This is a genomic window from Vibrio albus (assembly GCF_003144035.1).
GTDB lineage: Bacteria > Pseudomonadota > Gammaproteobacteria > Enterobacterales > Vibrionaceae > Vibrio > Vibrio albus.
Genome location: NZ_QFWT01000005.1, coordinates 238914 through 262581 on the forward strand (window position 1 = coordinate 238914; position 23668 = coordinate 262581).

Consider the following 23668-nt stretch of genomic DNA (forward strand, 5'->3'; position numbering starts at 1 on the left):
CTTATAGACACGGAGCCTATAGGTTTGCCTTGTGTATCTTGTTATTGGAAGGAATCATTATGGTTACAGCAGAAGCTGTTGTCGATCTTGAGGCATTGCGGCATAACTATCAGTTTTTCAAAAACCGCTGTAAGGCGTCTAAAGTGGTTGCAGTCATCAAAGGTGATGCGTACGGGCATGGCGCTGTTGAGGTCGCTAAGGCGCTTGACTGTGCTGATATGTTTGCGGTGTCTCGTATAGAAGAGGGCATCTGGCTTCGTGAGGCCGGGATCACTCAACCCGTGTTGCTGTTGGAAGGTTGTTTTTGTGCTGACGACCTGACAATCGCAGCCAAAGAAGGGTTTGAAACTCTGATTCATCACCCGGAACAATTGCGGGATATCGAAACAGCAGAACTGGAAAAACCGATAAAAGTCTGGCTCAAGCTAGATACGGGAATGCACCGGCTGGGCGTTCATGCGGAAGAAGTGGCAGATTATGTTGATCGTCTTCGGGCGAGTAAGAATGTGGATGGCGAACCTGGCTTTGCCAGCCACTTTAGCTGTGCCGATGATCTGAATTCCCCGACAACGCAGAGTCAACTGGAGCGTTTCCTGGCGATGACAGCACCATATCCGGGTGAGAAAACGCTGGCGAATTCCGCTGGCGCTCTCTATTGGCCAGAAGCTCATTTTGATTATGCCCGGGTGGGTATCGCGTTGTATGGAATCTCTCCGGATGAAAACCAGACAGGGAAAGAGCAGGGATTAAAACCCGTGATGACACTAAAATCAAAGCTGATTGCTGTCAGGGAACATAAAGCTGGCGACCCTGTTGGGTATGGTGAGATCTGGCATTCAGGTAATGATACTCGTCTTGGTGTTATTGCTATGGGGTATGGTGATGGTTACCCGAGGCTGGCTCCAGAAGGCACGCCTGTGTGGGTAAACGGGCGCATTGTTCATATTGTCGGACGGGTATCGATGGACATGCTTACGGTTGATCTGGGCGCGGATGCGACCGATAAAGCGGGTGATGAGGTTGAGCTTTGGGGAAACCATCTCCCGGTGGAACAGGTGGCCAGACATATCGGCACCATTCCTTATGAATTAGTCATCAAGCTCACAAAAAGAGTATGTAAAAATTATTTTTAACGCTATATTATCGCCTCTGGCCTGAGGCAACTGAGTACATCGGGCCTGAAGCGATATTAAATAATAAAGGAAATTTAAAATGATTAAGGAAAATACTTACTTTGACGGGAATGTAAAATCACTGGCTTTCACACAACAGGGTGACGATTGCAGTGTCGGTGTGATGGCTGCGGGAGAATATACCTTTGGTACTGCTGCTCCGGAAAAAATGACGGTGGTTAAAGGCGCTCTGACCATCAAACGTGTTGATGATGAAGAATGGACGACTTACCGCGACGGTGAATCTTTTAACGTTCCTGGTAACTCAACGTTTGATGTTAAAGTGGTCGCTAACACCGCTTACTTGTGTGAATATCTGTAAATTTTTCAGATAACAATGCCTGCGTTAGATAAAAACACCGTGTTAGATAAAGAAAATATTGTCAAATTAGCCCGAATGAAAATGCCATTCGGGAAATACGCAGGCAGGGTACTCATCGATCTTCCCGAAGAGTACCTGCTCTGGTTCGCCCGAAAAGAATCCTTCCCGGAGGGCGAACTGGGGAAACTGATGCAATTGTGTCTGGCCCTGAAAGTAGAAGGACTGGATTCCGTTGTTAAGCCGCTTAAATATCCCGATCAGCAATAATCCTTCCAATCGTATGAATGTGTATCCCGACGAAGAAATGTTGAACATGAAAACTGAGGGTAGGCGGAAGCTTTAGAAATTAATCGTAAGGAGCAGACGACGCTGACGCTATTGCACAGTAGTAGACGAGTCTACGCACACAAGAACTGTGTGGGAGCTGCTCCCTACATATTAAGTATATATCCAGTTGAGCAGGAGAGCCAACTTGCTGTGTATTAAACCCCCACTTTTTTACTTTTCTGGAACTTTACTGCGCACGATTTACAAATACATGCCTTTCCTCGCTTTTCTGCCGGAATTTGTGAAAGCAATTCTTTGGGAAAAGTGATTGCCGGATCATTGCACCAACACGACTTAGTGACGTCTTTCCCACCTAAATTCACGCATGAATTCGCTTGTCCGCATAAAGGACAAGAAAGAGGATCGGGAATGACGGATTTTATTTCAAGGCTGTAACGATCAATTTTCATATTTCCTTTATATCTCTCTGACACTAACGCTAAATTGAATTGTGAGTAACACTGATACGATATCTAAGCTATGTATGTCTTAAAAACAAAATCTAACGTGAAGACAAAAATGTCAAACGTTGAGAGTCCCTCACATACTACGAAAACAATTGAGATAAGTACAAGCCCCGTCCCTGAAGCTTGTATATAGTTAAGGCTTATTCAGTACTAAAGTGTCCGAATACGAGCGATTTCCTCAGCGTTAATTCCCAGAGATTCGAGAAATTTCTGATGTTCTTGTGGCTCCATTTCTTCAAATTTCTGATGCCATTTGGTCATATCATTTTCAGAAAATCCGGCTGCACGCATAATTTCTACCCAACGTTCTTTGGTCACGATTTGTTCCTCTAGTAAGTCTGGTTCTTGAAGTAGCACAACGATGGCTTTTTGTTGTGCACGTAAGTTTTGTATTTCACACTCAAGTTCATTGAAGTGATTTTTCAATATTTGAGTTTGAGAAATACCCTGGTGATCTAACAGGGCCCGGATGCTTGTCACCGGCAATCCGTAGGAGCGGTAAGACGCAATGGTTTTCAGGCGTTTTATCTCGTCAGCACCGTACCAGCGATAACCGTTGTCAGAACGACAAGCCGGCGCTATAAGTCCTTCACGTTCGTAATACAAAATAGTGGTACGAGAAACACCACATTTTCTAGCGAGTTGCGTTACAGTAAGCATATATAAGCAGCACCATTGTTTGATCGTATGAGTATCTTGAACCATACACTTATAGACGGGTCAATAGCTTAATTATAAAACGTTTCGAACCGATAATTTATCCATGGGGGAAAGATGTCTGAGCAAGTCGATAAAAAAGTATTTCTGAGCATTTTTTCGACGGTTTTGGTAGCTGTTGATCAGACCTTCTCCGTGAAATGTGACTACAATTAATGGAAATCTAACTTACATGTGTTCTTAGGGAGGGGGGATGTACGGTTTTTCAATAACATTTCATGGTAGTTATCAGGAAGCGATTGAACGTGTGACGGAGGAGTTATCTAAAGAGGGCTTTGGGATCCTGACGCAAATTGATGTTAAGGCCACTCTGAAAAAGAAACTCGATGTGGATAAAAGACCTTATATTATTTTAGGTGCCTGTAACCCCTCATTTGCCAATGAGGCATTAACGGCAGAACCTGACATTGGATTACTCTTGCCGTGTAATGTGGTGGTCCGGGAAGAAGAGGACAGTTCTGTTACTGTCGCTTTTATGGATCCAGAAGCTGTTCTCAATCTGGTCAGTGATGAGAGCGTTCATTCCCTGGCCCGAGAGGTAAAGAAAAAGCTCACAAAGGTCCGGGATGGCTTAGCCTCTTAACTGTGCTCTAAAAATACATTTAATGTGTACGTTATCGAAAAGCCGTGACAACAAGTTGCGGCTTAATTTTACTCTGCTTATGCTGAACAGACGAAACGAGCTCAGGGTATTTAATCTATAATTGTGCGGACATTAAAACCAAATCAAGGAATAAGTATGTTAAAAACAACGACACCGTCAGTCGATGGAAAAGAAATTCAGGAATACCTCGATGTAGTCGTGGGTGAAGCCATTCTTGGTGCCAACATCTTTAAGGATATTTTTGGTGCGATCCGGGATGTAGTGGGAGGACGATCCGGAGCCTATGAAGAGGAAATGGGAAAAGCCCGAAGAATCGCTTTTTCAGAGTTGGAGGAGCAAGCCCGCAGATTGGGTGCAGATGGTATTGTCGGTATTGACATCGACTATGAAGTTGTCGGTCAAAAAGGTGGCATGATGATGGTGAGTGTCAGTGGTACAGCGGTGAAATTCAAAAAATAAGTACCGGTTAAGCGAAAAAGAATAAATGCAGCCGTGGTTTGTCATAAAGCAGACACAAGTCATCCAAATTGTATTGTTTGTTATGTTATAGCGTAGCTAGTGATAATGTTAGCATTATAATCAATTGAAATTTGTAGATTTTATTTTATTTTGGACTTTTTATTCTTAGGTCTTATATATGCATTCTATTAATGAAGAACAGAGTGCAAGGACACGTCATAATATGGAACAAAGCCTATTTTTTACCAATCTATTAAATAAATTCAGAAACATAGTAAAAGAGCATGATATTGCCGGAGAGGAAGTATCAATATCGGGAAAAGTACTGACCAATGAAGAAGCCATAGGCAACCCAGACAGAAAAGACTTTCCTCTTTTAACAGGAAAAGAGCGCCTGATGCAGGCGGAGTTCAGAGGCTTTAAGGGACAGGCTTTTTCTGATATGCCCGGTCCGTTTACAGGTACCATAGCGTCGATTCTTGAAAAGGAGCCTCAGAATAATTGGGAAAGGGCGGTTTTCATCGCCACGATGAATGCGGTATGTGCTTACCTCGGTATCGCAGACAAAACGGTGCATTGCAAAAATAACGAGCCGGAAGAATGCGCCAGTCAGTTAGTTGCGTATGTAAAGCAACATTACGGTAATGCCAAAATTGCTTTGGTGGGCCTGCAACCTAGCATGCTTGAGGCACTTTCCGGAGAGTTTATGGTGCGTAATCTCGATCTGGACAAGGACAAAATAGGGAGCATTAAGTTTGGCGTCGAAATTGAGGACGGCTTTACGAAAAAGGATGAAGTACTCGACTGGTGCGATATCATCATAGCGACAGGCAGCACCTGTGCGAATGGCTCGATTGTAAACTACCTCGATCAAAAACCGGTTCTTTTTTACGGTACCACCGTCAGTGGAGCAGCGGCGCTGATGAATCTACCCCGCTTTTGCGCTTGTGCGGGGTAGAGGAGGAGCTGATATCTGTTCAGAGTCTTATTCCGGGTAATGTTTTAATACCAGTGCCAACACGGCCGGCCTAGAATTGTCGCTCCAGCATATCAGGGAGCTGTGTTATCATCCGCGCTTTTAGACATTGACTGTATCCGACATGAGACACCTGAAAACCACAACACACCCGGACATTGAGGGCCTGGATAGTACTACAATTTTTAACCGGAATGCTGCCCGGGCTATCGTTCTGGACGGTGAAGATATTCTTTTACTTTATACCGAGCGCTATCATGATTATACCATTCCGGGTGGTGGCCTGGATGAAGGGGAAGAGGTTATTGCTGGTATGGTGCGTGAGCTTAAAGAAGAAACCGGTGCTCGGAATATTCGGGATATCGAACCGTTTGGGATCTATGAAGAATTTCGTCCATGGCACAAGAACGACGCTGATGTGGTACATATGATTTCTTACTGTTATACCTGCAAGGTAGACAGAAAGCTGGGGGAGACAGCCCATGAACACCATGAAGTCCAGAATGGGATGGAGCCGGTCTGGATGAACATTCACCAAGCCATTGCCCATAATGAAAGAACAATGGCGGAAAGCCCGAAGAAAGGAATGAGTATCGAGCGGGAAACGTTTTTGCTGAATTTGATTGCGGATGAGTTGCTAAAATGAGTAAGTACAGATAGTTAATCATGTTGGCTGGGATGATTACGTTATAAGACAGGACTGAAATGCAGAGATTATGAAAGATTCAAAGAAGTTCTGGGACAAAAGCGCCGAAAAGTACATTAGAAGCCCCATTAAAGATGAAGCTACGTATAAGAAGAAGCTGACAATCTCTCAAGAGTATCTAAAATCAGATTGGACAATATTCGAATTTGGTTGTGGCAGTGGTGCTACTGCAATTTACCATGCGCCCTATGTGAAGCATGTTGTTGCGACGGATATTTCTGACAAGATGATAGAAGCCGCTCAGAGAAAATCGCTTGAAGCTAATGTTGATAATATTATTTTTCAACAAGGTACCCTAGACAGTCTCACATTTCAGGATGGAAGCTTCGACGCTGTCTTGGGGCTAAACGTGTTGCATCTTTTGGAAGATGTTGATGATGCAATTGTTAAGGTTCATCGGCTTTTAAAAAATGATGGGGTATTTATTTCCAGTACGTCTCTAATAGCGGAACTTAATGTCGCTTTTCGATGGTTGATCTCTGGTATGCAACTTCTTGGCTTCGCTCCCTATGTCAGTAGTTTTACAAAAAAACAACTTATTGCAAAACTATTGAAGTTAGGGTTCAGTATAGAAAGAGAGTGGCAGGCGAACAATGAATCTATATTTATAGTCGCCAGAAAAAGAAGGTAAAGTAGCCATTATGAATAGCTGGTGAGTGGTGTGACTAGTTCCCTATCGCAAAGGCATCTAATAGGCCGGCAGCCACAAAAAGTGACTATGCCAGCCTGATGTCAGGTGTTAAAACTGATAGGACTCCGGTACTACAACCACGCCTTGTTCAGAAATCGTAAATCGCTTCCGGTCTTCTTCCTTGTTCACACCTATGGTGGTGTAAGGTGGGATTTTCACGTGTTTATCAATAATGCAATTCACCAGTTGGCAGCCTTCGCCGACTTCAACTTCATCAAACAAAATACTGTCTGCAACGGTTGCTCCATCGTCAACGAGAACATTAGATGACAGGATGGAGTTTTGTACCGAGCCTCCGGAAATGACTACACCACTGGAAATAATAGAGTTAATAAAAATACCTTCGTTTCCGGTGATAGAAGAGACAGTCCGTGCAGGAGGAAGCTGAGGTTCATAGGTACGGATCGCCCAGTTTTTCTGGTACAGATTCATCGGCGGAATAGGCTTAAGCAAGTCCATGTTGGCCTGATAGAAAGAATCTAATGTGCCGACATCCCGCCAGTAAGCGTCCTGAGTGACTCTTCCTTCATCACCACCAAAGCGGTGCGCATAAACTTTTTCTTGGTCGATCAGTTTCGGAATAATATCTTTACCAAAATCATGGCTGGAGGCGGGATCTTCAGCATCATTTTCCAGGGCATTCTTAAGTGCGTCGGTGGTAAAAATATACACGCCCATAGAAGCCAGGCTGCAATCCGGATTTTCCGGCGTTGGAAATGGCTTTTCAGGTTTTTCTGTAAAGGCGATGATTTTTTGCGAAGGATCCGTTGCCATTACTCCGAATGAAGAAGCTTCACTGACAGGTACTTCCATACAGGCAATAGTCAGGTCCGCATTGGTTTTTTTATGTCGCTGCAGCATCGCCTCATAATCCATGCGATAGATATGGTCGCCAGACAAAACCACCACATATTCTGCTTCGCTGCGTGAAAGTAGCCATAAATTTTGATAAATCGCATCAGCAGTACCAGTGTACCATTGATCGCCTTTGCGCATTTGAGGTGGAACAACAGTGATATATTCGCCCAGTTCTGGGTTGAAAATAGACCAGCCATCACGCAGGTGTTTCTGTAAAGAGTGAGATTTGTACTGGGTCAGTACCAGAATTCGTCTTAACCCGGAATGCAGGCAGTTGGTCAGGGTAAAGTCTATAATCCGGTATTTCCCACCAAATGGTACTGATGGCTTTGCCCTATTATCGGTCAAAGGGGATAACCGGGACCCTATCCCTCCAGCTAGTACAATCGTTAGCGTGTCCTGCATTCTCATTCTCCTTCATTCACTTTGTTACATATAATTTATGTTGCAATCCTTTCAAGTAACGAGCCAACCGCTAATTCATTGATAAACAAAGGCTGTTTAGTTCTTGGAATCTCATTTCGCACTGTTGTGGTGCGCGTGTAGTTTGTGGGTGCACCAAGATGGATGCGGATGCCTTACTTTAGAATTCTCTGTAATTCACAAAAACAGGCATTGCCACTAGCTCTTATAAATAAGGCTGGTCTATGGTTAGGACTAGTCTTGTATAATATTTTTTTACAAAATAAAAATAGACAGTGTTGTAACCCAAAACAAGAACAAAACAGGTAATGGTCATGCCAGAAAATAAGGAAGCCGTAGCGTTATCAAAGCTACTCGATAAATTCTCGATTAAGAAAAAACTGCAGGCGTTAACCTTGCTGTTTATTTTGGTTATCGCAGGAATAGTGGGGTATACCTATTTCTCTCTGAGTCATCAGCAGAACGAGGGGCTGATAGTCAATATTGCCGGTCGGCAGCGTATGCTGACCCAGAAACTCACCAAAGAGTTTTTGTTGGCGATACAGTTAGCCGATCGGCAGCGGGATCAGTATCAACTTGAGCGTATTGATAAAACAAAGGAGCTATTTGAATTATCGTTAGCCGCTTTGATGAGTGGAGGGAAAACTTACCTGGATATCGGTATGACCCAGCCGGTTGATTTACCTAAAGCGAATGCGGTGGCTTATCCTCAACTTCAGGAAGCTCTCCGGTTGTGGAATCAGCAGCAGGCAGCGATCCGTACTGTTGATCCGGAACGTTATACCTCTGAACAGTTGGTTGAAATTAGCGATTTAAGTGTGAAAGTGCTGGCGAGTATGAATAAGGCTGTGATCATGCTAGCGAATACTTCCGACGCTCGGATCAAAAATATGGAAAGGAATGAATTAGTCGGGAGTGTAGCAGCGTTAGTCTTTGGCATCGGTCTATCGATACTCATATTTAACAGTATTACGAAACCACTTGATGATGTGGTCGCAACTACACAGAAAATCGCTGGCGGGGATTTACGTAGTTATAGCTCTGGCTTTGAGCATATGGATAATGAGCTCGGGGCATTGAACCGACATGTCGAGAGGATGCGTTCATCTTTGCATGATGTGATTAATGTGGTGCAACAGAACAGTCGCCAGATGGCCCATTCCGCGCATCAGGTATCTACCGTTTCTGCGGAAATATCGTCAACCAGCCAGATGGAGCAATCCAGTTCTCATCAGGTTCTGGATGCGGTCAATTCATTGCTGGAAACCGCTGCCACTGTCAGTGAACACATCGAAACAGCATCACGAATCAGCGATGAAGCCCGAACGCAAGCCGAGGAAGGGATTGCAGTGGTGAATATGGGGATCGCTGAGCTGAATACAGCAGTAGAAAGCGTCAATGATACGGCTGGACAGATGCGAGAGCTGAAAGAATTTACGGTACAGATCCATGAAATTACGGAATCTATCCATAATATTGCAGAGCAAACCAATCTGCTTGCGTTAAATGCGGCTATCGAGGCGGCAAGAGCTGGCGAGCAAGGACGGGGGTTTGCCGTTGTTGCTGACGAAGTCAGAAACCTTGCGGCGCGTACTTCCAGCTCCAGTACTGAAATTTCTGATCTGATTGAACAGTTGACAGAAAAAGTCGAAACATCCGTAGGTTCAATGGAAACCGTGGTTGAGAAGGTACATCAGTCACAGGAAAAATCTCAGCAGACAGTGCAGTCGTTTAGCTCGATGACCGACGGCATTACCCGCAGTACAGAGAAAGTCTCTTCCATTGCAGAATACAATCATCAGCAGTCTGACAAGCTTAATTATCTGGATAATAAGCTTAAAGAGCTGTTTGACGTGCTGCTGGAGAGCAGTACGAAAGCCAGTACCACCTCTATGGTCGCGGGGGACTTATATCATATTTCTGAAGAGCTGGATAAACAGCTTCAGGGCTTTGAAACGGAGTTCAGCGACAGTGTTGAGACAGCACCAAATGATAAACGTAAGTACCCGAGAATGGAAAACAGCATCAGGGTGAAGCTGGCGCAAGGCAATGTTGTTGCAGATGGACTAACCCGTGATATCAGTATGCGTGGCCTGAAAATCCGTTGTGTTGAAGGATTTGATAATAAGAGAGATGTGGATGTTGAGCTTTATATTCCGAATGAGAATAATCCGCATCAGGACGATTCCATCAGTCTGACTGCCCACGTAGTACATAAAGAAGCAGAGAATGGTTATTTCCATTACGGTATTGAGTTTAACAATATTACCCTTAGCATTGAGCAGAGGTTGAAGCAGGTATTTACGTTCTTTAAGAAACCTTATCGGTATTCGTAATCAGAATCGTCGCCAAAAGTTGTGGCACAACAATAACAGGCGGGCTCAAAAGCCCGCCTGTTATTGTTTAGGGAAGTGATGGTTGACGATGCTAATTGGCTAAGTAAATCAGCCTACTAACAAAAACTATTTACCAACAAACGCGACCACGACTTTGTCGTTATCCAGTTCCCGGGAGAACACATAGGCGTTGTCTTGCGGAATCACTTCGTGCTTGCCTGCTCCGATAGCCGGGTGAGCTTTACGGAACTGACCGACGGTTTGCCAGTGTTTCAGAAGCTGTTCACGCGGCTTATCGAGTTTCCAGAGCATATCGGAGCGGGTTCCCTGATGGAAATCATCCGCATAAGGACCGATCTTTCTGGCAACTTCATCGCCATAATACACCTGAACTGCACCGGGGCTCAGCAGAAGGGCATTTGCCGCCGCCTTTTGCATGTCCATTGACTTAAATCGGCTAAAGAACAGCTCGGTGTCATGGGATGACATGTAGCTAACAGGGTTAAAGTCTTTCTCTGTTTGTATGGTATTGGCATAGTTTTGGTAGGTATCTGCCATCTGGCTGAAGCACGCGGCCCCTTTGTCCATTTTTTTCTGCATATCAAAGTTGATTAACGCATCAAAACCGTCATCAAAGTACGGACTGCGATAAGCAGAATGTCCCCACACTTCACCCATCATAAAGAAAGGCTGGCCCGTCTGGTTGTTGGCTTTGCGCCACTGCTCCAGGCTGCTGGTGGCTTCGGCTTTTAAACGCTTCCAGACCTCGCCTTCAACATGTTTCACCGTATCGACACGATAGCCATCAATACCAAAACGTTTTACCCAGCCTGTCTGCCATTCGATAAGGTAATCGGAAACCCGGTAGTTATCTCGGGCCTGAACGTGGGTGCCTGGGTTATTCAGCAACCATTTAGGCGGGGTAACGGCTTTGTCTGATTCGGTCAGGAAATCAGGCAGGCCAGCCAGCGACATGGTGATATCACTGGAGCCTGGCTGCGGGTAACCAGGTAAACCAGAACGGACCCAGTCACCTCCCCACCAGTTCTTCCATTCTTTGCTCTGGTAGTTAATTTTTGAATGGAAACTATGCCAGTTCTGACCGGCTTTAGGTGTCCAGTCTGCCCATTTTTCCGGCCAGTCAGAGCCGGGGGTGACGACATCAATACCATCAAACTGCAGATCGGCAAGAGATGAGTAGCCAGAGTGGTTAATCACGGCATCCATCAGGATTTTGATCCCTCGCTTATGTGCTTCTTTAACCAGCTTTTTCAGATCGGTTTCTGTACCAAAGTTTTCATCTATCTTAGTGAAATCGCGGGTCCAGTAGCCGTGGTAGCCATAGAAAGGAAATGAGCCGCTTTCTCCTCCGCCGACAAACCCATGCATCTGTTCAACGATTGGGGAAAGCCAGATAGCATCGGTACCCAGGCTTTTAATGTAGTCCAGTTTTTCTATCACACCTTTCAGGTCACCACCGTGGAACGTGCCGACATCGTCTTTGCCGTCTTTGTGACGACCATAGCGGTTATCATTGGAGTGATCGGCATTGTTAAACCGGTCAACCATCACAAAATAGATATTGGCATTTTTCCAGTTCAGGTCAGCTTTTTTCTGTGCTTTGTCTGCGGGTTCCAGCAGGACTAGCCCACCGCTATCTTTTGAAGGACTCACTGAAACCTGACCAGACTTAACCACAACCGTTTTGCCGGTGAACGCGTCTCTTAGTTTGGTGTTGTCCGGGTACGTATCGCCTAACGATATTGTTACGCTGTCACTATTTTGAGTTTCACACTGTACGCGTGGAACCGGGCGTTTAAATTCGGTTTTCGCCGCCTTTTTTGGCGCTCGTTTAATCGAAAGGGTATGCGCGGTAGCATCGTAGTCAAAGGCGTAATCGCCAGAAAAACGGATCTTCAGCGGCAGCTCTGTTGGAGAGCCACAATTTAGTGAAAGTGGTTTGCTAAAGCGTACTTTCTGATTGTCTGGTGCCTGACAATCTCCGTCAATATCGGAAACTTTCAGGATATAAGTATCCTTAGTGAGCGGAACAACAAGCGGCTCATTTTCAGGTAGTGGAAAATTCCGGCTGTTCGTTGTCGTGGAAATTGACAGGTTTGCCGCCATCAGTCCGGGTGAGGCCAGCAGCATCGCCAGGCAGAGCGTCTTCAGTTTCATCGTTAGTCCTTTACATTATAATGAGTTATATGCCTGAGCGACCTCAGTTTATGCGAATGAAGCTCTGAATTCCGCGTTCTGCACTCTGAAGCCACAAAGGTTATTCCGGAGCATAAATCAGGCGGGGAGGGTGGACATCATTCTCACTTTCTACGCCCTAAAAGCGTTATCCGGATCATATCGGGGGCGTAGGACAAGAGTTGGGCAAGCCGGTAAAGTAGCTTCTGACGAAAGGATACTGACTAACTTATGATGATATTTAAAACGTTTATTACCGGGTTATGTTTACTGATTTCCACGTCGGCAATGGCTTTTCCCCCACAATGGCTATTGCCGATGCTGGATACCTCACAGCCTTTATGGACTCTCGATCAGGCGCAGGAATCGACAGAGTTATACGATTGTGGACTCGAGGAAGAGGATCGAGAATTCTGCTCTGGGCAAGTGAAGTACTATGATGTCGATATCGAAGGACGGTTATGGATAATAGATGGTCAGGTCAAAGAGATTGATATAACAACCATCGATTTCTCTCCCTATCTCTACTCTGAACTGCAGTTAAACTTGCGTAAGGATGCATTTAACCTGTATTCCGCAACCATTAACGGAGAGGAGTTCAATATTCCAGAGCGGTTAAATAAGCAGACAGTGGATGAGGTCAACCGGGATTTTATCCGGTTTACCGGGAAAAGTGCCCTGGGAACGAACCGGTATTTTGAATGGCGTCCCGGAAGCGATTTTCATACTACAACGCCAGAACGGCGGGTGATATTCACCAGTAATGGAAAGCAGGTAACTCTCCGGTTTTACCGGGAGCCGGTTATATCCGGGAAATAACACAAACAGAGGCTCAGCAGACCAGCGAAGAACGTATCTGGTTACTATACTTAAAAGGGTACATGGAGTACGGAGGCTTGTATGACCATTGCAACCCGATTAGACCATTATCTGACCGATCATCATATCCCTTATGAAGCGATCAGGCACAACCCTAGTGTCAGTTCTTTGCATAGCGCTGTTGAAGCACATGTTCCTCCAATGCATCTTGCGAAAGGTATTATTTTAGAGGATCACGAAGGGCGGCATTTGATGGCTGTGTTACCAGCCAACGCTAAAGTCAGTTTATCCATTCTGAATGACGAATTTAATGCCAGCTATCATTTAGTGAAAGAGCATGACGTGTACAGAATGTTTGAAGACTGTCAGCATGGCGCAGTACCACCTATGGGGAATGTTTACCATATGGCTATGGTATGTGACAGTGCATTGGCTGATCTGGATTATGTGTATATGGAAGCTGGTGACCACGAAACTCTGATTAAGCTGGATAGAAAAGCCTTTAAAGAATTTATGGGGCACAGCAAATATTTGAGCTTTGCAAGTCAGGTTTTTCATTAATCACAAGGGCGGGTTTTAAACCGCTCAACACAAGGAAAGGCTTTTACCTGGACATGCCGGATAAAAGCCTTTTATTTACCGGCATATGAAAAAACTGTACTTTATTGGAATCGTCTTTGAAAAAAAGATCAGTAGCCGTATTCAGGCTCTCAAGGAGATGGCAAAAACGCAATTTTCCAGCCGCAAGGCATTGCGTTCTCCTGCCCATATTACTCTGGCTGCCCCTTTTCACTATGACACCCAAGAGATTCTGTCGGTTAAAACGGCCATAGCCGAAATGGGCAATGCGTCTTTCCCTATCCATCTGAGCGGCGTCGGAAAGTTTGGTAAAAGAGTTATCTTTGTCCGAACCGATAGCGATAAAGAATTGTCAGGGTACCGGAACCGCCTGGAACAAAAGTTACGCCCGTTTTCGATTGATACCAGAACAAAGAAATTTCACCCTCATGTCACTATTGCCTTTAAGGACCTGAAAGAAGAGGTCTTTCAGGCTGCCTATGATTATTTTCAAGACAAATGCGATGTCGGAGTCAGTCGTCACTGGAGACTGGTTATCCTTGAGCTATTCCCTTACGGCTGGAAAGTATTACAGTGACGGTGATTCATGTATTGGCAGGGCAGCATTGAGGTGGGGCTCAAATCCGTCTAGGATAAATGCGTTATAAACCTATGTATATATAAAAAAAGAGAAAGGAGACGACCGCATGGTTGCAAAAGTGCAAATAGCGCAAAAAGGGCCTGAATTTTCAGAGCTGGTACAAGGGTACTGGCGTCTGACTGAGTGGGGGATGAGTCCACAAGAACGTCTTAGCTTTCTGAAACAGCATATTGAGTTGGGCATTACTACGGTCGATCATGCTGATATCTACGGTAACTATGAATGTGAGCACCTGTTTGGTGAGGCTCTTGCGCTGGACAAGAGTGTTCGTGATGAGATTCAGATCGTCACTAAGTGTGACATTAAACTGGCGACGGATAAGTTTCCTGAGCGCAAGGTGAATCACTATGATACCAGCAAGGCACACATTCTGGAGTCGGTTAATAACTCTCTTCAGCGCCTGAATGTTGAAAACATTGACGTACTACTGATCCATCGTCTGGATGTATTGATGGATGCGGATGAAGTCGCAGAAGCGTTTGCGGAGCTTAAACAGTCAGGCAAAGTGAACCACTTTGGTGTATCGAATTTTACCCCTCGTCATTTTGAGCTGCTTCAGTCCCGGTTGGATGCGCCTCTGGTTACGAATCAGGTAGAGATTAACCCGCTGAATTTTGAAGTAGCACACGACGGCACGCTGGATCAACTACAGATGCTTCGTACTCGCCCTATGGCCTGGTCATGTCTGGCTGGTGGCGGTATTTTCTCCGGAGAGTCTGAGCAAGGTGTCCGGGTGCGTCAGGAGTTGGAAGCGATTCGTGAAGAAGTGGGTGCCGCGAGCATCGATCAGGTGATTTATGCCTGGGTACGCCGTATGCCATCCAAACCTCTGCCTATTATTGGTTCCGGTAAAATCGAGCGGGTGAAAAGTGCGGTTGAAGCACTGAATATCGAACTAACCCGTGAGCAGTGGTTCCGCGTCTGGATTGCATCAAAAGGTCATGGGGTACCGTAAGATACAGTGAGGTGTCTGGCCAAATAAAAAAAAAGCCTGCAGGAATACCCTGCAGGCTTTTTGCTAAGGCACTTGTGGTCAATATGACTAACCCAGTGCCAGGGGGAAGATATTATTGTTGTTATGCAGCTGCTGCTTTCGCCGAATTTGCTTTGGCTTTGCTGCGAGCACCAAGAACCAGAGTCAGACCAAATGAAACCGCGAAAGAGATAATCATACCAATCACAAACACGCTGATAGCATCAGGACGGATAGAGATGATACCCGGCAGACCAGCCGCACCCAGAGCCTGAGCTTTCACGTTGAACATAGTCAGGAACGCACTTGAGATAGCCGCCGCACAGATAGCTGCGATGAACGGGTAGCGTAGTTTCAGGTTCACACCGAACATAGCTGGTTCAGTAATACCCAGTAGCGCAGTGATACCAGATGGCAGTGCAACACCTTTAGTTTTCACATCTTTCGTTGTCATACCAACAGCCAGAGCAGCCGCACCCTGAGCGATGTTAGACATAGCCGCGATAGGGAAGATGAAGGTACCGCCAGTGACTGCGATATCTGCCAGCAGTTGAGTTTCGATAGCGATGAAGCTGTGGTGCATACCCGTGATAACGAATGGCGCGTAGATGAAGCCAAACAGAGCACCGCCTACAAAGCCAGCAGAGTCGTACAGCCAGTTCAGACCATCACCCAGCAGGAAGCCAAGGTCACGAGTTGCAGGACCAACCAGAGTAAAGGTTAGGAAACCGGTGATAAAGATAGCCAGCATTGGTGTCAGCAGGTTGTCCAGTACAGACGGGATAATGCTGCGCAGACCATTTTCCACTTTCGCCAGAATAAAGGCACACACCAGTACCGGCAGAACCGAACCCTGATAACCCACTTTCTGGATTTCAAAGCCGAACACGTTCCAGGTAGGGATAGTACCGGCAACACTGGCACCACCGAAGCCCCAGCCGTTTAGCAGGTCAGGGTGAACCATCAGCATACCCAGAGCCGCACCCAGGAATGGGTTACCACCAAACTTCTTCGATGCAGAGAAAGCAAGCAGAACAGGCAGGTAAACAAAAGGAGCGTTAGCGAAAGTGTTAATCATACTTGCCAGGTCGGCCATGCCAGGGTTGGCATCAATCAGAGACATGCCGTCGATGAACAGGCCTTTTGCTGTCAGAACGTTGAACAGACCCATCAACAGACCGCCCGCAACGATAGCCGGAATAATTGGTACGAAGATATCGGACAGCCCTTTAACTGCGCGCTGAACCACGTTCTGCTTCTGAGCACCGGCAGCTGCCACATCACGGGTAGACATTTCAGCCATTCCGGTCAGTTTTGCCATTTCAGCGTAGACTTTGTTGACGATACCAGAGCCAAAGATAATCTGATACTGACCAGCAACCTTAAACTGGCCTTTTACGCCTTCAAGGTTATCAATTTTATCTTCCTGAATCAGAGACTCATCTTTTACAGAAAGACGAAGGCGAGTGGCACAGTGTGCCAGAGCTTCCAGGTTGGCTTTGCCACCAAGTAGCTCTAAAAGTTCTTTTGCTACGGCAGGGTAGTTCATAACTTACTCCAGGTTCATGATGTTATATCTTTGCAGACTTCTGATATATCCATCTGAAATCTGCTTTAGTTGGGAACGTTTGCAAGATGGATTTTTCGATAATTTTACCCATTCGTCAAAGAGAACAGATTTGAAACGTGATTACGATCGGTTTTTTTGACGGATGTAGATTCTTTTTGTGATCAAAAAGCGCTCTATTCTTATTTATTTTATGCAAACGTTTGTGGTTGAGTGTAAATGCATGCTGCTGTCTCTAAGTAGTATAAGGCTAACACTATTGATGTTGGTTAAAATGGATCTAAGAGGGGCGTGATGAAAGATTTAGAGCCACTTAAGATAAGATATATCTGTTCTACTTCACAGTTCTCTTTATTCTCCGGCTTACTGGCTTGTATTTTGTGATGGGCTAACATAAAGTTGCAAACGTTCCCGATTTGTATTGAGAGTAATAATAAAATGTCGTTAACCCCATTTATTGAAGATTGTGGTGGCGTGGAAAATATCGCCCGTGTCCTTGTTCCCGATGAACGCTTGATTTTTGAAGTAAGAAATCCCACGCTGATACAGGGAAATATTGAAGGCAGCCAGTTTAACGACACTCTTTCACAAATCACCTATCGTTCTTTTCCTACTCCCGCTTCTGAAGAGTTGTTAAATCTTGGAAAGGGGATTGCAAAGTATCAACTGGCAATGGCTGAAGACTTTATCCTTCCTGTTGATTGCGACTATCGACCGTTATGGCATGTTTCTCCGCCAAAAGGTTTGCTAAACGATCCAAACGGGTTCATCTATCACAATGGTGAATACCACCTTTTCTATCAGTGGTATCCGTTCTCTTGTGCTCACAAAGATAAACACTGGGCTCATTTAACCAGTAAAGATCTGGTTAACTGGCAATGGCAACCTATCCCCATGACGCCTTCGGACTGGTTCGACAGCCATGGTGTCTTTTCCGGTCATGCCGTCAGTAACGGGGAAGAGCTTATGTTGTTCTATACCGGAAATGTTCGTATTGATGAGCAGCGAGACCGACATACAACACAATGTGTTGCAGTTTCGAAAGACGGCATTCAGTTTGAGAAAAAAGGCCCGGTTATTTTTGATCTTCCGCCTAAGGTTACCCCTCACTGCCGAGACCCGAAAATTGTCAAACATAACGATGAATGGTTAATGTTATTAGGAGCCCAGCGCGAGGACCTGAAAGGTCGGTTGGCCATTTATAAGTCTGATGATCTGGTGAGCTGGACATTCCACAAACTTTGCGGCGATGAAATGGGCGATTTCGGTTACATGTGGGAATGCCCGGATATGTTTGAGCTGAATGAACAACTGCTGGTTGTGGTTGGTCCGCAGGGTATTGAATCAGACAGTCAGCATCACACCATACCGCACCATAACGGGATTGCAAAAGCTGTATTGAGTGATGATGGTGATATTACCCTGTCTGAATTCCGCAATTTAGATCACGGTTTCGATTTCTACGCACCACAAACAATGCTGACAGCGGATGGACGTAGAGTGATCAGTGGTTGGATGGGGCTTCCTGACGAGGACGATCACCCGTCCGTTGACAGTGGATGGATACACCAACTGACCATGCTACGTGAAATGAAATTTGTTGACGGAAAACTGATACAAATGCCGATTGAAGAAATGACCTCTCTTCGTGGTGAGCAGCATAAGCTGAGTCTTAATAACAGTGGCGCAGATTTACAGACAAAATCGTTTGATCTGACTACAACTCTGGAGTGGGGCAGCACACTGTCTCTGTTTAAAGGTGAAGCTCACCAGCTGGACATTCGTCTGGACAGTGAATCGCGGACTCTGTTCCTTGACCGCAGTAAGACCGAGGTTAGACAAGGTGATAAAGTCCGTGAACTGGCATTGACAGACAGCGAACAGGTTGAGTTGCGAATTCTGGCTGACACGTCATCCGTAGAAATTTTTATCAACCAGGGTGAGTTTGTGATGTCCAGTCGGGTATTTACACCGAAACAGGCAACAGGCATCGTCTTAGAAGGACAAGCACAACTCGATATCTGGACACTTAATGCTGCAGATAAACCATTTGCAGACAAGATGGCTTAACCGGCATTAAAGAACCGATAATATCATTTAAAACCCCATTAAGCTTTTATGGCTTAGTGGGGTTTTATTATATAAGCGAACTCTATCTTTTATCCCCCTTCATTTTAGAAGAGGGAGATATATGAGTTTACTTAATATATTCCAGCAGAGCGGCTTCATTTGGTAATGCTGTCATCGCACCTTTTTGGGTGGTTGCCAGAGCACCACAGCCATTTGCCCAGCGAACCGCATCAGTGATGGTTTCTTTGTTATTCCAGTCATCACTTTGCGCAAGACGGGTGATCAGTCCGCCTACAAAAGCGTCACCAGCACCGGTTGTGTCGGTTGGTTTTACGGCTTTACCGGCAATAAGCTCCTGAGTACCGGCATTAATAACCAGTGCACCTTTTGCTCCCTGAGTAATAAGAACCAGAGGGTTATCGTATTGTTCGATAGCTTTAAGGCCATTTTCTAATGTATCAGTATCGGTCAGGAACAATAGTTCGTCGTCAGAGAACTTCACTACATCAGCCAGTCCAACCGCTTTTAATACAACTGATTTGATTTCAGAAGGGTCAGCCCACACTTCATCACGCAGGTTTGGGTCAAAGCTGACGCAGCCTCCGGCCGCTTTAATTTGTTCCATTGCTGCGAAAGTACTGCTACGGCTTGGCTCATTTGCCAGTGCAATAGAGCAGACATGCAGCCACTGGTTCGCCGCAAATTCAGGGATATCGGAAGTCTGAGTGAATTGATCAGCACTAGGCTTCACCATAAACGTAAAGCTACGTTCACCGGAATCATCCAGATCGACAATCACAGTAGAGGTACGTTGCTCTTCATCAAGCAGCATGTACTCCGTGTTTACATTTTCATCCGTTAGTGTCTTTTTCATAAAGCGGCCAAGAGGATCCTGACCAACACGGCCGAAAAATGCGCTGTCTCCACCTAAACGGGAAACGGCTACAGCTACGTTAGCCGGAGCGCCACCCGGACACTTCAGGTAAGTATCTTCACCTTCCGGAATTAAATCGACAACGGCATCGCCGGTAACCCAAACTCTGTTCATATATTTAAACCTTATTTTGCCTGTTTTGCTAATAACCTTTTTTACTGCCAGGTAGTGTACTAAATCGATTTAGCAATGCAATAAAGAGTCCGTGAGTTTGCGGTATAGGATGCGGGTTTTTGTGATAAATGTGGTGTAAATCAGAAAATACTGAAGCCAGGTGTATGAACTCTCTGACTTGATTGGGAGGTGTAAAATATAACTTTGGAACAGGCGTAAAGAAGGGCGGCTCAACCGGATTTTTTCTTGTTTTTAAGAACGTCAAGATGCAGCAATTTAACGTTATGCAACAGGAAACAGTCATCAAGGATGTTTGCTGACACGAAACTGCCCCAAAGTTTGCTAGATAAGAAAAAACAACTGTTATGCATTTAGCAATTTTGTTCTATCTTCACTATCAGTTGCTATCTATACTTTCATTATGTTTCCACCACGTAGATTGAGTCGGAATGCACGAACAATTTAGCTATCAAAAAAGTGCGCACACTCTAGGATTGTGTTCATTTTCGGCAAAAATGAGAGACTTTAGTTACAGTAAACATGCCCATGAAGAGTTCAGTATCGGTGTTACTTGCCGTGGTCGTCAGGACTTTTTTAGCGATGGAGCTTTTCATAAAAGTCAGGCTGGAAACGTGATCTTTTTCAATCCAGAGCAGGTTCATGATGGGCATGCTGGAGGTGGAAAAGATATGGAATATGAAATGCTCTACATACCTGAATCGATAATGATGAGTTTGATGCAAAGCATCGGGAGTGTATCTAAGGATCAGTCTCGGTTGAGAGAGTCATCCTTTTATGATGCGATTTTGCAACGACAGGTCATTTCATTTGCCCGCTCTATGAACTTAGAACAGCCACTTTCTGCATTAGAAGAAGAGAACCTCTTACTGGGCATTGCTCATTCAATAGTTCGTCTTGGCGGTGGCTCTATTATTGAGAAGGTGACTTATGGGCGAACAGATAAACTATTAGATCAAGCAAGGGAGTTTATTCACTTCAACTTGAATCGAAAGCTAGGCATTGAGGAGATTTCAAACGCTGCCAATATGTCTAAATATCATTTCATTCGATTGTTTAACAAACAGTTTGGTATGACGCCACACCAGTATGTACTTAGCTATAAAATCAATCGTGCAAAACGCGAGTTAGAACTCGGTGAAAATGCAGCGAATATTGCTTTTAAGTACGGCTTTTCCGATTTGAGCCATCTTAATCGTAACTTTAAGAATGCGTTTGGCATCACGCCGACTCAATACCAAAAACAACTCTCGCTTTAGCCTCAACTAAAGCATCTACCAATAGATAAACACTATGCTGGACATAATTATTTATGCTCTAGGGGTCATGTACACCCCTGGACCAGTCAATGCTATCTGCTTAAACAGTGGCATGCAGAAACAAAATTCAATTTTAGGTTTTAGTCTCGGAGTCTCAATCGCCATGTTTGCATTATTCAGCGCTGTTTCGCTTATTGGTGAGACATTAATGAATGACGCTTTCTTGCAATGGACAGCAACACTGGGAGCTATCTACATTCTTTGGTTGGCATACAAAATATTCGTAAGCCAAGTGGGTCAGGTTGAATTGAAGCCAAGCCAAAGTATGAATCTCAGAGACGGTTTGATGATTCAGCTTGTTAATCCGAAAGGCATTACGGTCGCATTGCCTATTGCAACGGTTCACTTTCCATCAGCAGGTATCACGGGCGAGTACATATTTGTATGGTGCGCTATTTTGGCTCTACTTGCGTTTGGAGCTCCTACTGCTTACTACATCGCCGGGTGTCTAATCGGCAAAAAGATAAACGAAACTAGCTGTTTGGTCGTAATGAATAAGCTAATGGCAGTATTGTTACTGTTTGTTGGCTTAAAGATGGGTGTACCACCTGTCGTTGATTTAGTGTTCTGATTAATAAGAGGTTATATGCAATTCGATTCTAAGTTTGTCATTGTTATAGCAGAGGATTTACCAGTATGGCAGAAATTGAATGTTGTAAGTTTTTTGTCTGGTGGCATTACTTCAACATCAGCGGTTAAGACTGGTGAACGATATGTAGATGGGAGTGACAACACCTATCTACCGCTTTGTATTCAACCAACAATTGTACTTAAAGTAAAGAGAAGTAAACTGCCTACTTTTATCCAACGTGCTAATCGTGCAAATATTGAAACCGCAATATTCATCGAAGATATGTTTGCAACAGGTCATGATGAAGCTAATCGAAGCACCGTTCGATACTATGATACGGAAAGCTTACCCTTAGTCGGGATTGCTATGTGTGCAGAGAAAAAATTTGTGGATAAAGTTGTCAAAGGTGCGAAGCTTCACGATTAGGGTTGAAGTAGGTTATACCTGTACGAGCCAGAGAAAAGTTTAGCTCATTTATGTTCAGCTTCGTTCTACGAAGCCACCCACCAAAATAGAAATGTCACGGATGCTGAATATGAAATAAGTTTAGTGCGATGAGTAGCAGCTCAATTGAGATCGTGATAATGACTACCGGTGTAATCGCCTGCCTCAGATGAGCAATGAATAAGAACTAAACCTTATTGGTTAACGAAAAATGCCGACCTATTCAGTGTCGGCATTTTTTATATATCAAAAGTTGTATGGATCAAAATTTGTACGTTACGCCAATCGCAGCGCCTAAATCCAGCTCTACATCATCAATCAATACCAGCTCCGGATGTAACTGACCATAGAATTTCACGCGATTATGGTAAGTCCAGTCAAGACCAACCGGAACCCGCACACCAAAATCATCATGCTTGTTATCCCAGTTTTTCCAAATCCCACCACCGATATACCAATTGGCAGGAAAATCCGTATTATCAAAACGGCCTCGTTTAGCAAAGTAGTCAAACGCTACGCCGTCGTTACCTAAAACTAAGCGGTAATCTTGATTTAGTTCCAGTATCGCACTTAGTCCCTGATCAAACCCAAGTCCGACTGCCACCTGATCCTGAGAGTAACTAGTGGATTCATTTTGTGCAGCCTGTCCGGTTGTCGCCACGAGTAAACCCGTTAATAACCATATTGTTTTGTTCATAAGTTCTCCTGGAAGTTTATACACCTACAATATCGCCTACCTGATGATTCGGTGTCAGGTATCGGTAAAAATATGTTAAGAACAGCATAATTTTAAACCGAATATTCCCTAAAATGAGGATCAGGGGAGGCGTCAGGTTGGACTAAAAGGTGATGAAACAGAGGAAGGGGGAACAGAGAATAGGTACTTAGGTGAAATTTGGAAATAGAAGCCTGACGATATCAGGCTTCAAAGTTCAATCAAACGCCTATAAATATCGAATAATGAGTTAACTTCCTGGTCCGTAGGCAACAGAGATTGTGTCGTCCTCAAGCTTCATACCTGATACAGAAATTCGTGAAATATACCAATCTGTTTCGTCAGAACGACAGAAAAACCTCAACTGTATATCATCGCTACCATCACTGGCAGCATTTGAATCGCATAAGCCACCATTGATAGTTGTTCGAAATGGCACCATAGAGGGTCCATTTATCTCAAGACTATCAATCGTTGACTGTAAGTTGTCGATTGAGCTTTGAAGCGTGTCTACTGAATCTTGAAGTGATTCTACTTTATCTAATAATGCGGGGGCAGCCGAAAGCTGAAATGAAGCAATGAGCCCAACACCAAAAAGATAGGATGCAAAAGGAAACCTTATCATGACTTTTTCTCCAGTTGTAATCTTTA

Annotated in this window: 25 protein-coding genes; 17 read left to right on the top strand and 8 right to left on the bottom strand. The window is 44.7% G+C overall.

Annotation, left to right across the window (positions count from 1 at the left end):
• Positions 1-59 precede the first annotated feature (59 nt).
• The 3 genes from alr to DI392_RS10985 all read left to right on the top strand — a co-directional run bounded on the left by alr (position 60) and on the right by DI392_RS10985 (position 1761).
• Entirely contained in the window at positions 60-1133 is a 1074-nt protein-coding gene (gene alr / locus DI392_RS10975; RefSeq protein WP_109319954.1) for an alanine racemase, read from the top strand.
• 79 nt (positions 1134-1212) lie between these two features.
• Positions 1213-1494 (top strand): pyrimidine/purine nucleoside phosphorylase, encoded by a 282-nt coding sequence (ppnP, locus tag DI392_RS10980; RefSeq protein WP_109319955.1) that lies wholly within the window; start codon positions 1213-1215, stop codon positions 1492-1494.
• Positions 1495-1533: 39 nt separating this feature from the next.
• Entirely contained in the window at positions 1534-1761 is a 228-nt protein-coding gene (locus DI392_RS10985) for a DUF3820 family protein (RefSeq protein WP_109320053.1), read from the top strand.
• Between the two features lie 215 nt (positions 1762-1976).
• On the opposite strand, the gene DI392_RS10990 is transcribed toward DI392_RS10985, so the two are convergent.
• On the bottom strand, positions 1977-2231 hold the full coding sequence (locus DI392_RS10990) for a cysteine-rich CWC family protein (protein ID WP_109319956.1): 255 nt from the start codon (positions 2229-2231) through the stop codon (positions 1977-1979).
• Positions 2232-2438: 207 nt separating this feature from the next.
• Positions 2439-2948, bottom strand: coding sequence for a MerR family transcriptional regulator (locus DI392_RS10995; RefSeq protein ID WP_109319957.1), 510 nt, complete (start codon positions 2946-2948; stop codon positions 2439-2441).
• Between the two features lie 250 nt (positions 2949-3198).
• Between DI392_RS10995 and DI392_RS11000 the strand changes: the two genes are divergently transcribed.
• The 5 genes from DI392_RS11000 to DI392_RS11020 all read left to right on the top strand — a co-directional run bounded on the left by DI392_RS11000 (position 3199) and on the right by DI392_RS11020 (position 6381).
• Complete coding sequence (locus tag DI392_RS11000) at positions 3199-3588, top strand: DUF302 domain-containing protein (protein ID WP_109319958.1); 390 nt, start codon at positions 3199-3201, stop codon at positions 3586-3588.
• Between the two features lie 156 nt (positions 3589-3744).
• On the top strand, positions 3745-4068 hold the full coding sequence (locus tag DI392_RS11005) for a heavy metal-binding domain-containing protein (protein WP_109319959.1): 324 nt from the start codon (positions 3745-3747) through the stop codon (positions 4066-4068).
• 223 nt (positions 4069-4291) lie between these two features.
• Positions 4292-5026, top strand: a complete 735-nt coding sequence (locus tag DI392_RS11010) for a Rossmann-like domain-containing protein (protein WP_109319960.1) — start codon at positions 4292-4294, stop codon at positions 5024-5026.
• A gap of 142 nt (positions 5027-5168) precedes the next feature.
• A complete protein-coding gene (locus DI392_RS11015; protein ID WP_109319961.1) occupies positions 5169-5690 on the top strand; it encodes an NUDIX hydrolase in 522 nt (173 codons plus the stop codon).
• A 70-nt stretch (positions 5691-5760) separates the two neighbouring features.
• Positions 5761-6381 (top strand): class I SAM-dependent methyltransferase, encoded by a 621-nt coding sequence (locus tag DI392_RS11020; RefSeq protein ID WP_109319962.1) that lies wholly within the window; start codon positions 5761-5763, stop codon positions 6379-6381.
• 108 nt (positions 6382-6489) lie between these two features.
• Here the strand turns inward: DI392_RS11020 and glgC are convergent, their stop codons facing one another.
• A complete protein-coding gene (gene glgC / locus DI392_RS11025) occupies positions 6490-7704 on the bottom strand; it encodes a glucose-1-phosphate adenylyltransferase (RefSeq protein ID WP_109319963.1) in 1215 nt (404 codons plus the stop codon).
• A gap of 332 nt (positions 7705-8036) precedes the next feature.
• Here glgC and DI392_RS11030 point away from each other — a divergent pair, with 332 nt between their 5' ends.
• Positions 8037-10058, top strand: coding sequence for a methyl-accepting chemotaxis protein (locus DI392_RS11030; RefSeq protein ID WP_181388407.1), 2022 nt, complete (start codon positions 8037-8039; stop codon positions 10056-10058).
• A gap of 126 nt (positions 10059-10184) precedes the next feature.
• Here the strand turns inward: DI392_RS11030 and DI392_RS11035 are convergent, their stop codons facing one another.
• Positions 10185-12236: an alpha-amylase gene (locus DI392_RS11035; RefSeq protein ID WP_109319965.1), complete on the bottom strand. Its 2052-nt coding sequence runs from the start codon at positions 12234-12236 to the stop codon at positions 10185-10187.
• Between the two features lie 249 nt (positions 12237-12485).
• Between DI392_RS11035 and DI392_RS11040 the strand changes: the two genes are divergently transcribed.
• The 4 genes from DI392_RS11040 (at position 12486) to DI392_RS11055 (ending at position 15247) form a co-directional block, all read left to right on the top strand.
• Complete coding sequence (locus DI392_RS11040; protein WP_109319966.1) at positions 12486-13073, top strand: hypothetical protein; 588 nt, start codon at positions 12486-12488, stop codon at positions 13071-13073.
• Positions 13074-13154: 81 nt separating this feature from the next.
• The gene (locus tag DI392_RS11045) at positions 13155-13634 is read left to right on the top strand and encodes an aminoacyl-tRNA deacylase (protein WP_181388408.1); all 480 of its coding nucleotides are present in this window, start codon (positions 13155-13157) and stop codon (positions 13632-13634) included.
• Between the two features lie 85 nt (positions 13635-13719).
• Positions 13720-14229: a 2'-5' RNA ligase family protein gene (locus tag DI392_RS11050; RefSeq protein WP_109319967.1), complete on the top strand. Its 510-nt coding sequence runs from the start codon at positions 13720-13722 to the stop codon at positions 14227-14229.
• 109 nt (positions 14230-14338) lie between these two features.
• A complete protein-coding gene (locus DI392_RS11055) occupies positions 14339-15247 on the top strand; it encodes an aldo/keto reductase (RefSeq protein ID WP_109319968.1) in 909 nt (302 codons plus the stop codon).
• A gap of 121 nt (positions 15248-15368) precedes the next feature.
• Here DI392_RS11055 and DI392_RS11060 read toward each other — a convergent pair whose 3' ends face one another.
• Positions 15369-16814 carry a sucrose-specific PTS transporter subunit IIBC gene (locus DI392_RS11060; protein WP_109319969.1) on the bottom strand — a complete coding sequence of 482 codons (1446 nt, stop codon included), beginning with the start codon at positions 16812-16814 and terminating at the stop codon, positions 15369-15371.
• Between the two features lie 456 nt (positions 16815-17270).
• Here DI392_RS11060 and DI392_RS11065 point away from each other — a divergent pair, with 456 nt between their 5' ends.
• Positions 17271-18902, top strand: coding sequence for a glycoside hydrolase family 32 protein (locus DI392_RS11065; protein WP_109319970.1), 1632 nt, complete (start codon positions 17271-17273; stop codon positions 18900-18902).
• A gap of 127 nt (positions 18903-19029) precedes the next feature.
• Here DI392_RS11065 and DI392_RS11070 read toward each other — a convergent pair whose 3' ends face one another.
• Positions 19030-19950: an aminoimidazole riboside kinase gene (locus DI392_RS11070; protein ID WP_109319971.1), complete on the bottom strand. Its 921-nt coding sequence runs from the start codon at positions 19948-19950 to the stop codon at positions 19030-19032.
• 449 nt (positions 19951-20399) lie between these two features.
• Here DI392_RS11070 and DI392_RS11075 point away from each other — a divergent pair, with 449 nt between their 5' ends.
• From DI392_RS11075 to DI392_RS11085, 3 genes are read left to right on the top strand one after another with little or no spacing between them, the layout of a single operon-like run.
• Complete coding sequence (locus DI392_RS11075; protein ID WP_109319972.1) at positions 20400-21227, top strand: AraC family transcriptional regulator; 828 nt, start codon at positions 20400-20402, stop codon at positions 21225-21227.
• A gap of 34 nt (positions 21228-21261) precedes the next feature.
• Positions 21262-21858 carry a LysE family translocator gene (locus tag DI392_RS11080; RefSeq protein WP_109319973.1) on the top strand — a complete coding sequence of 199 codons (597 nt, stop codon included), beginning with the start codon at positions 21262-21264 and terminating at the stop codon, positions 21856-21858.
• A 15-nt stretch (positions 21859-21873) separates the two neighbouring features.
• A complete protein-coding gene (locus DI392_RS11085; RefSeq protein ID WP_109319974.1) occupies positions 21874-22284 on the top strand; it encodes a DUF2000 family protein in 411 nt (136 codons plus the stop codon).
• 280 nt (positions 22285-22564) lie between these two features.
• Here the strand turns inward: DI392_RS11085 and DI392_RS11090 are convergent, their stop codons facing one another.
• Complete coding sequence (locus DI392_RS11090) at positions 22565-22999, bottom strand: hypothetical protein (protein ID WP_109319975.1); 435 nt, start codon at positions 22997-22999, stop codon at positions 22565-22567.
• Positions 23000-23267: 268 nt separating this feature from the next.
• The gene (locus DI392_RS11095) at positions 23268-23642 is read right to left on the bottom strand and encodes a hypothetical protein (protein ID WP_109319976.1); all 375 of its coding nucleotides are present in this window, start codon (positions 23640-23642) and stop codon (positions 23268-23270) included.
• Between the last annotated feature and the right edge of the window lie 26 nt (positions 23643-23668).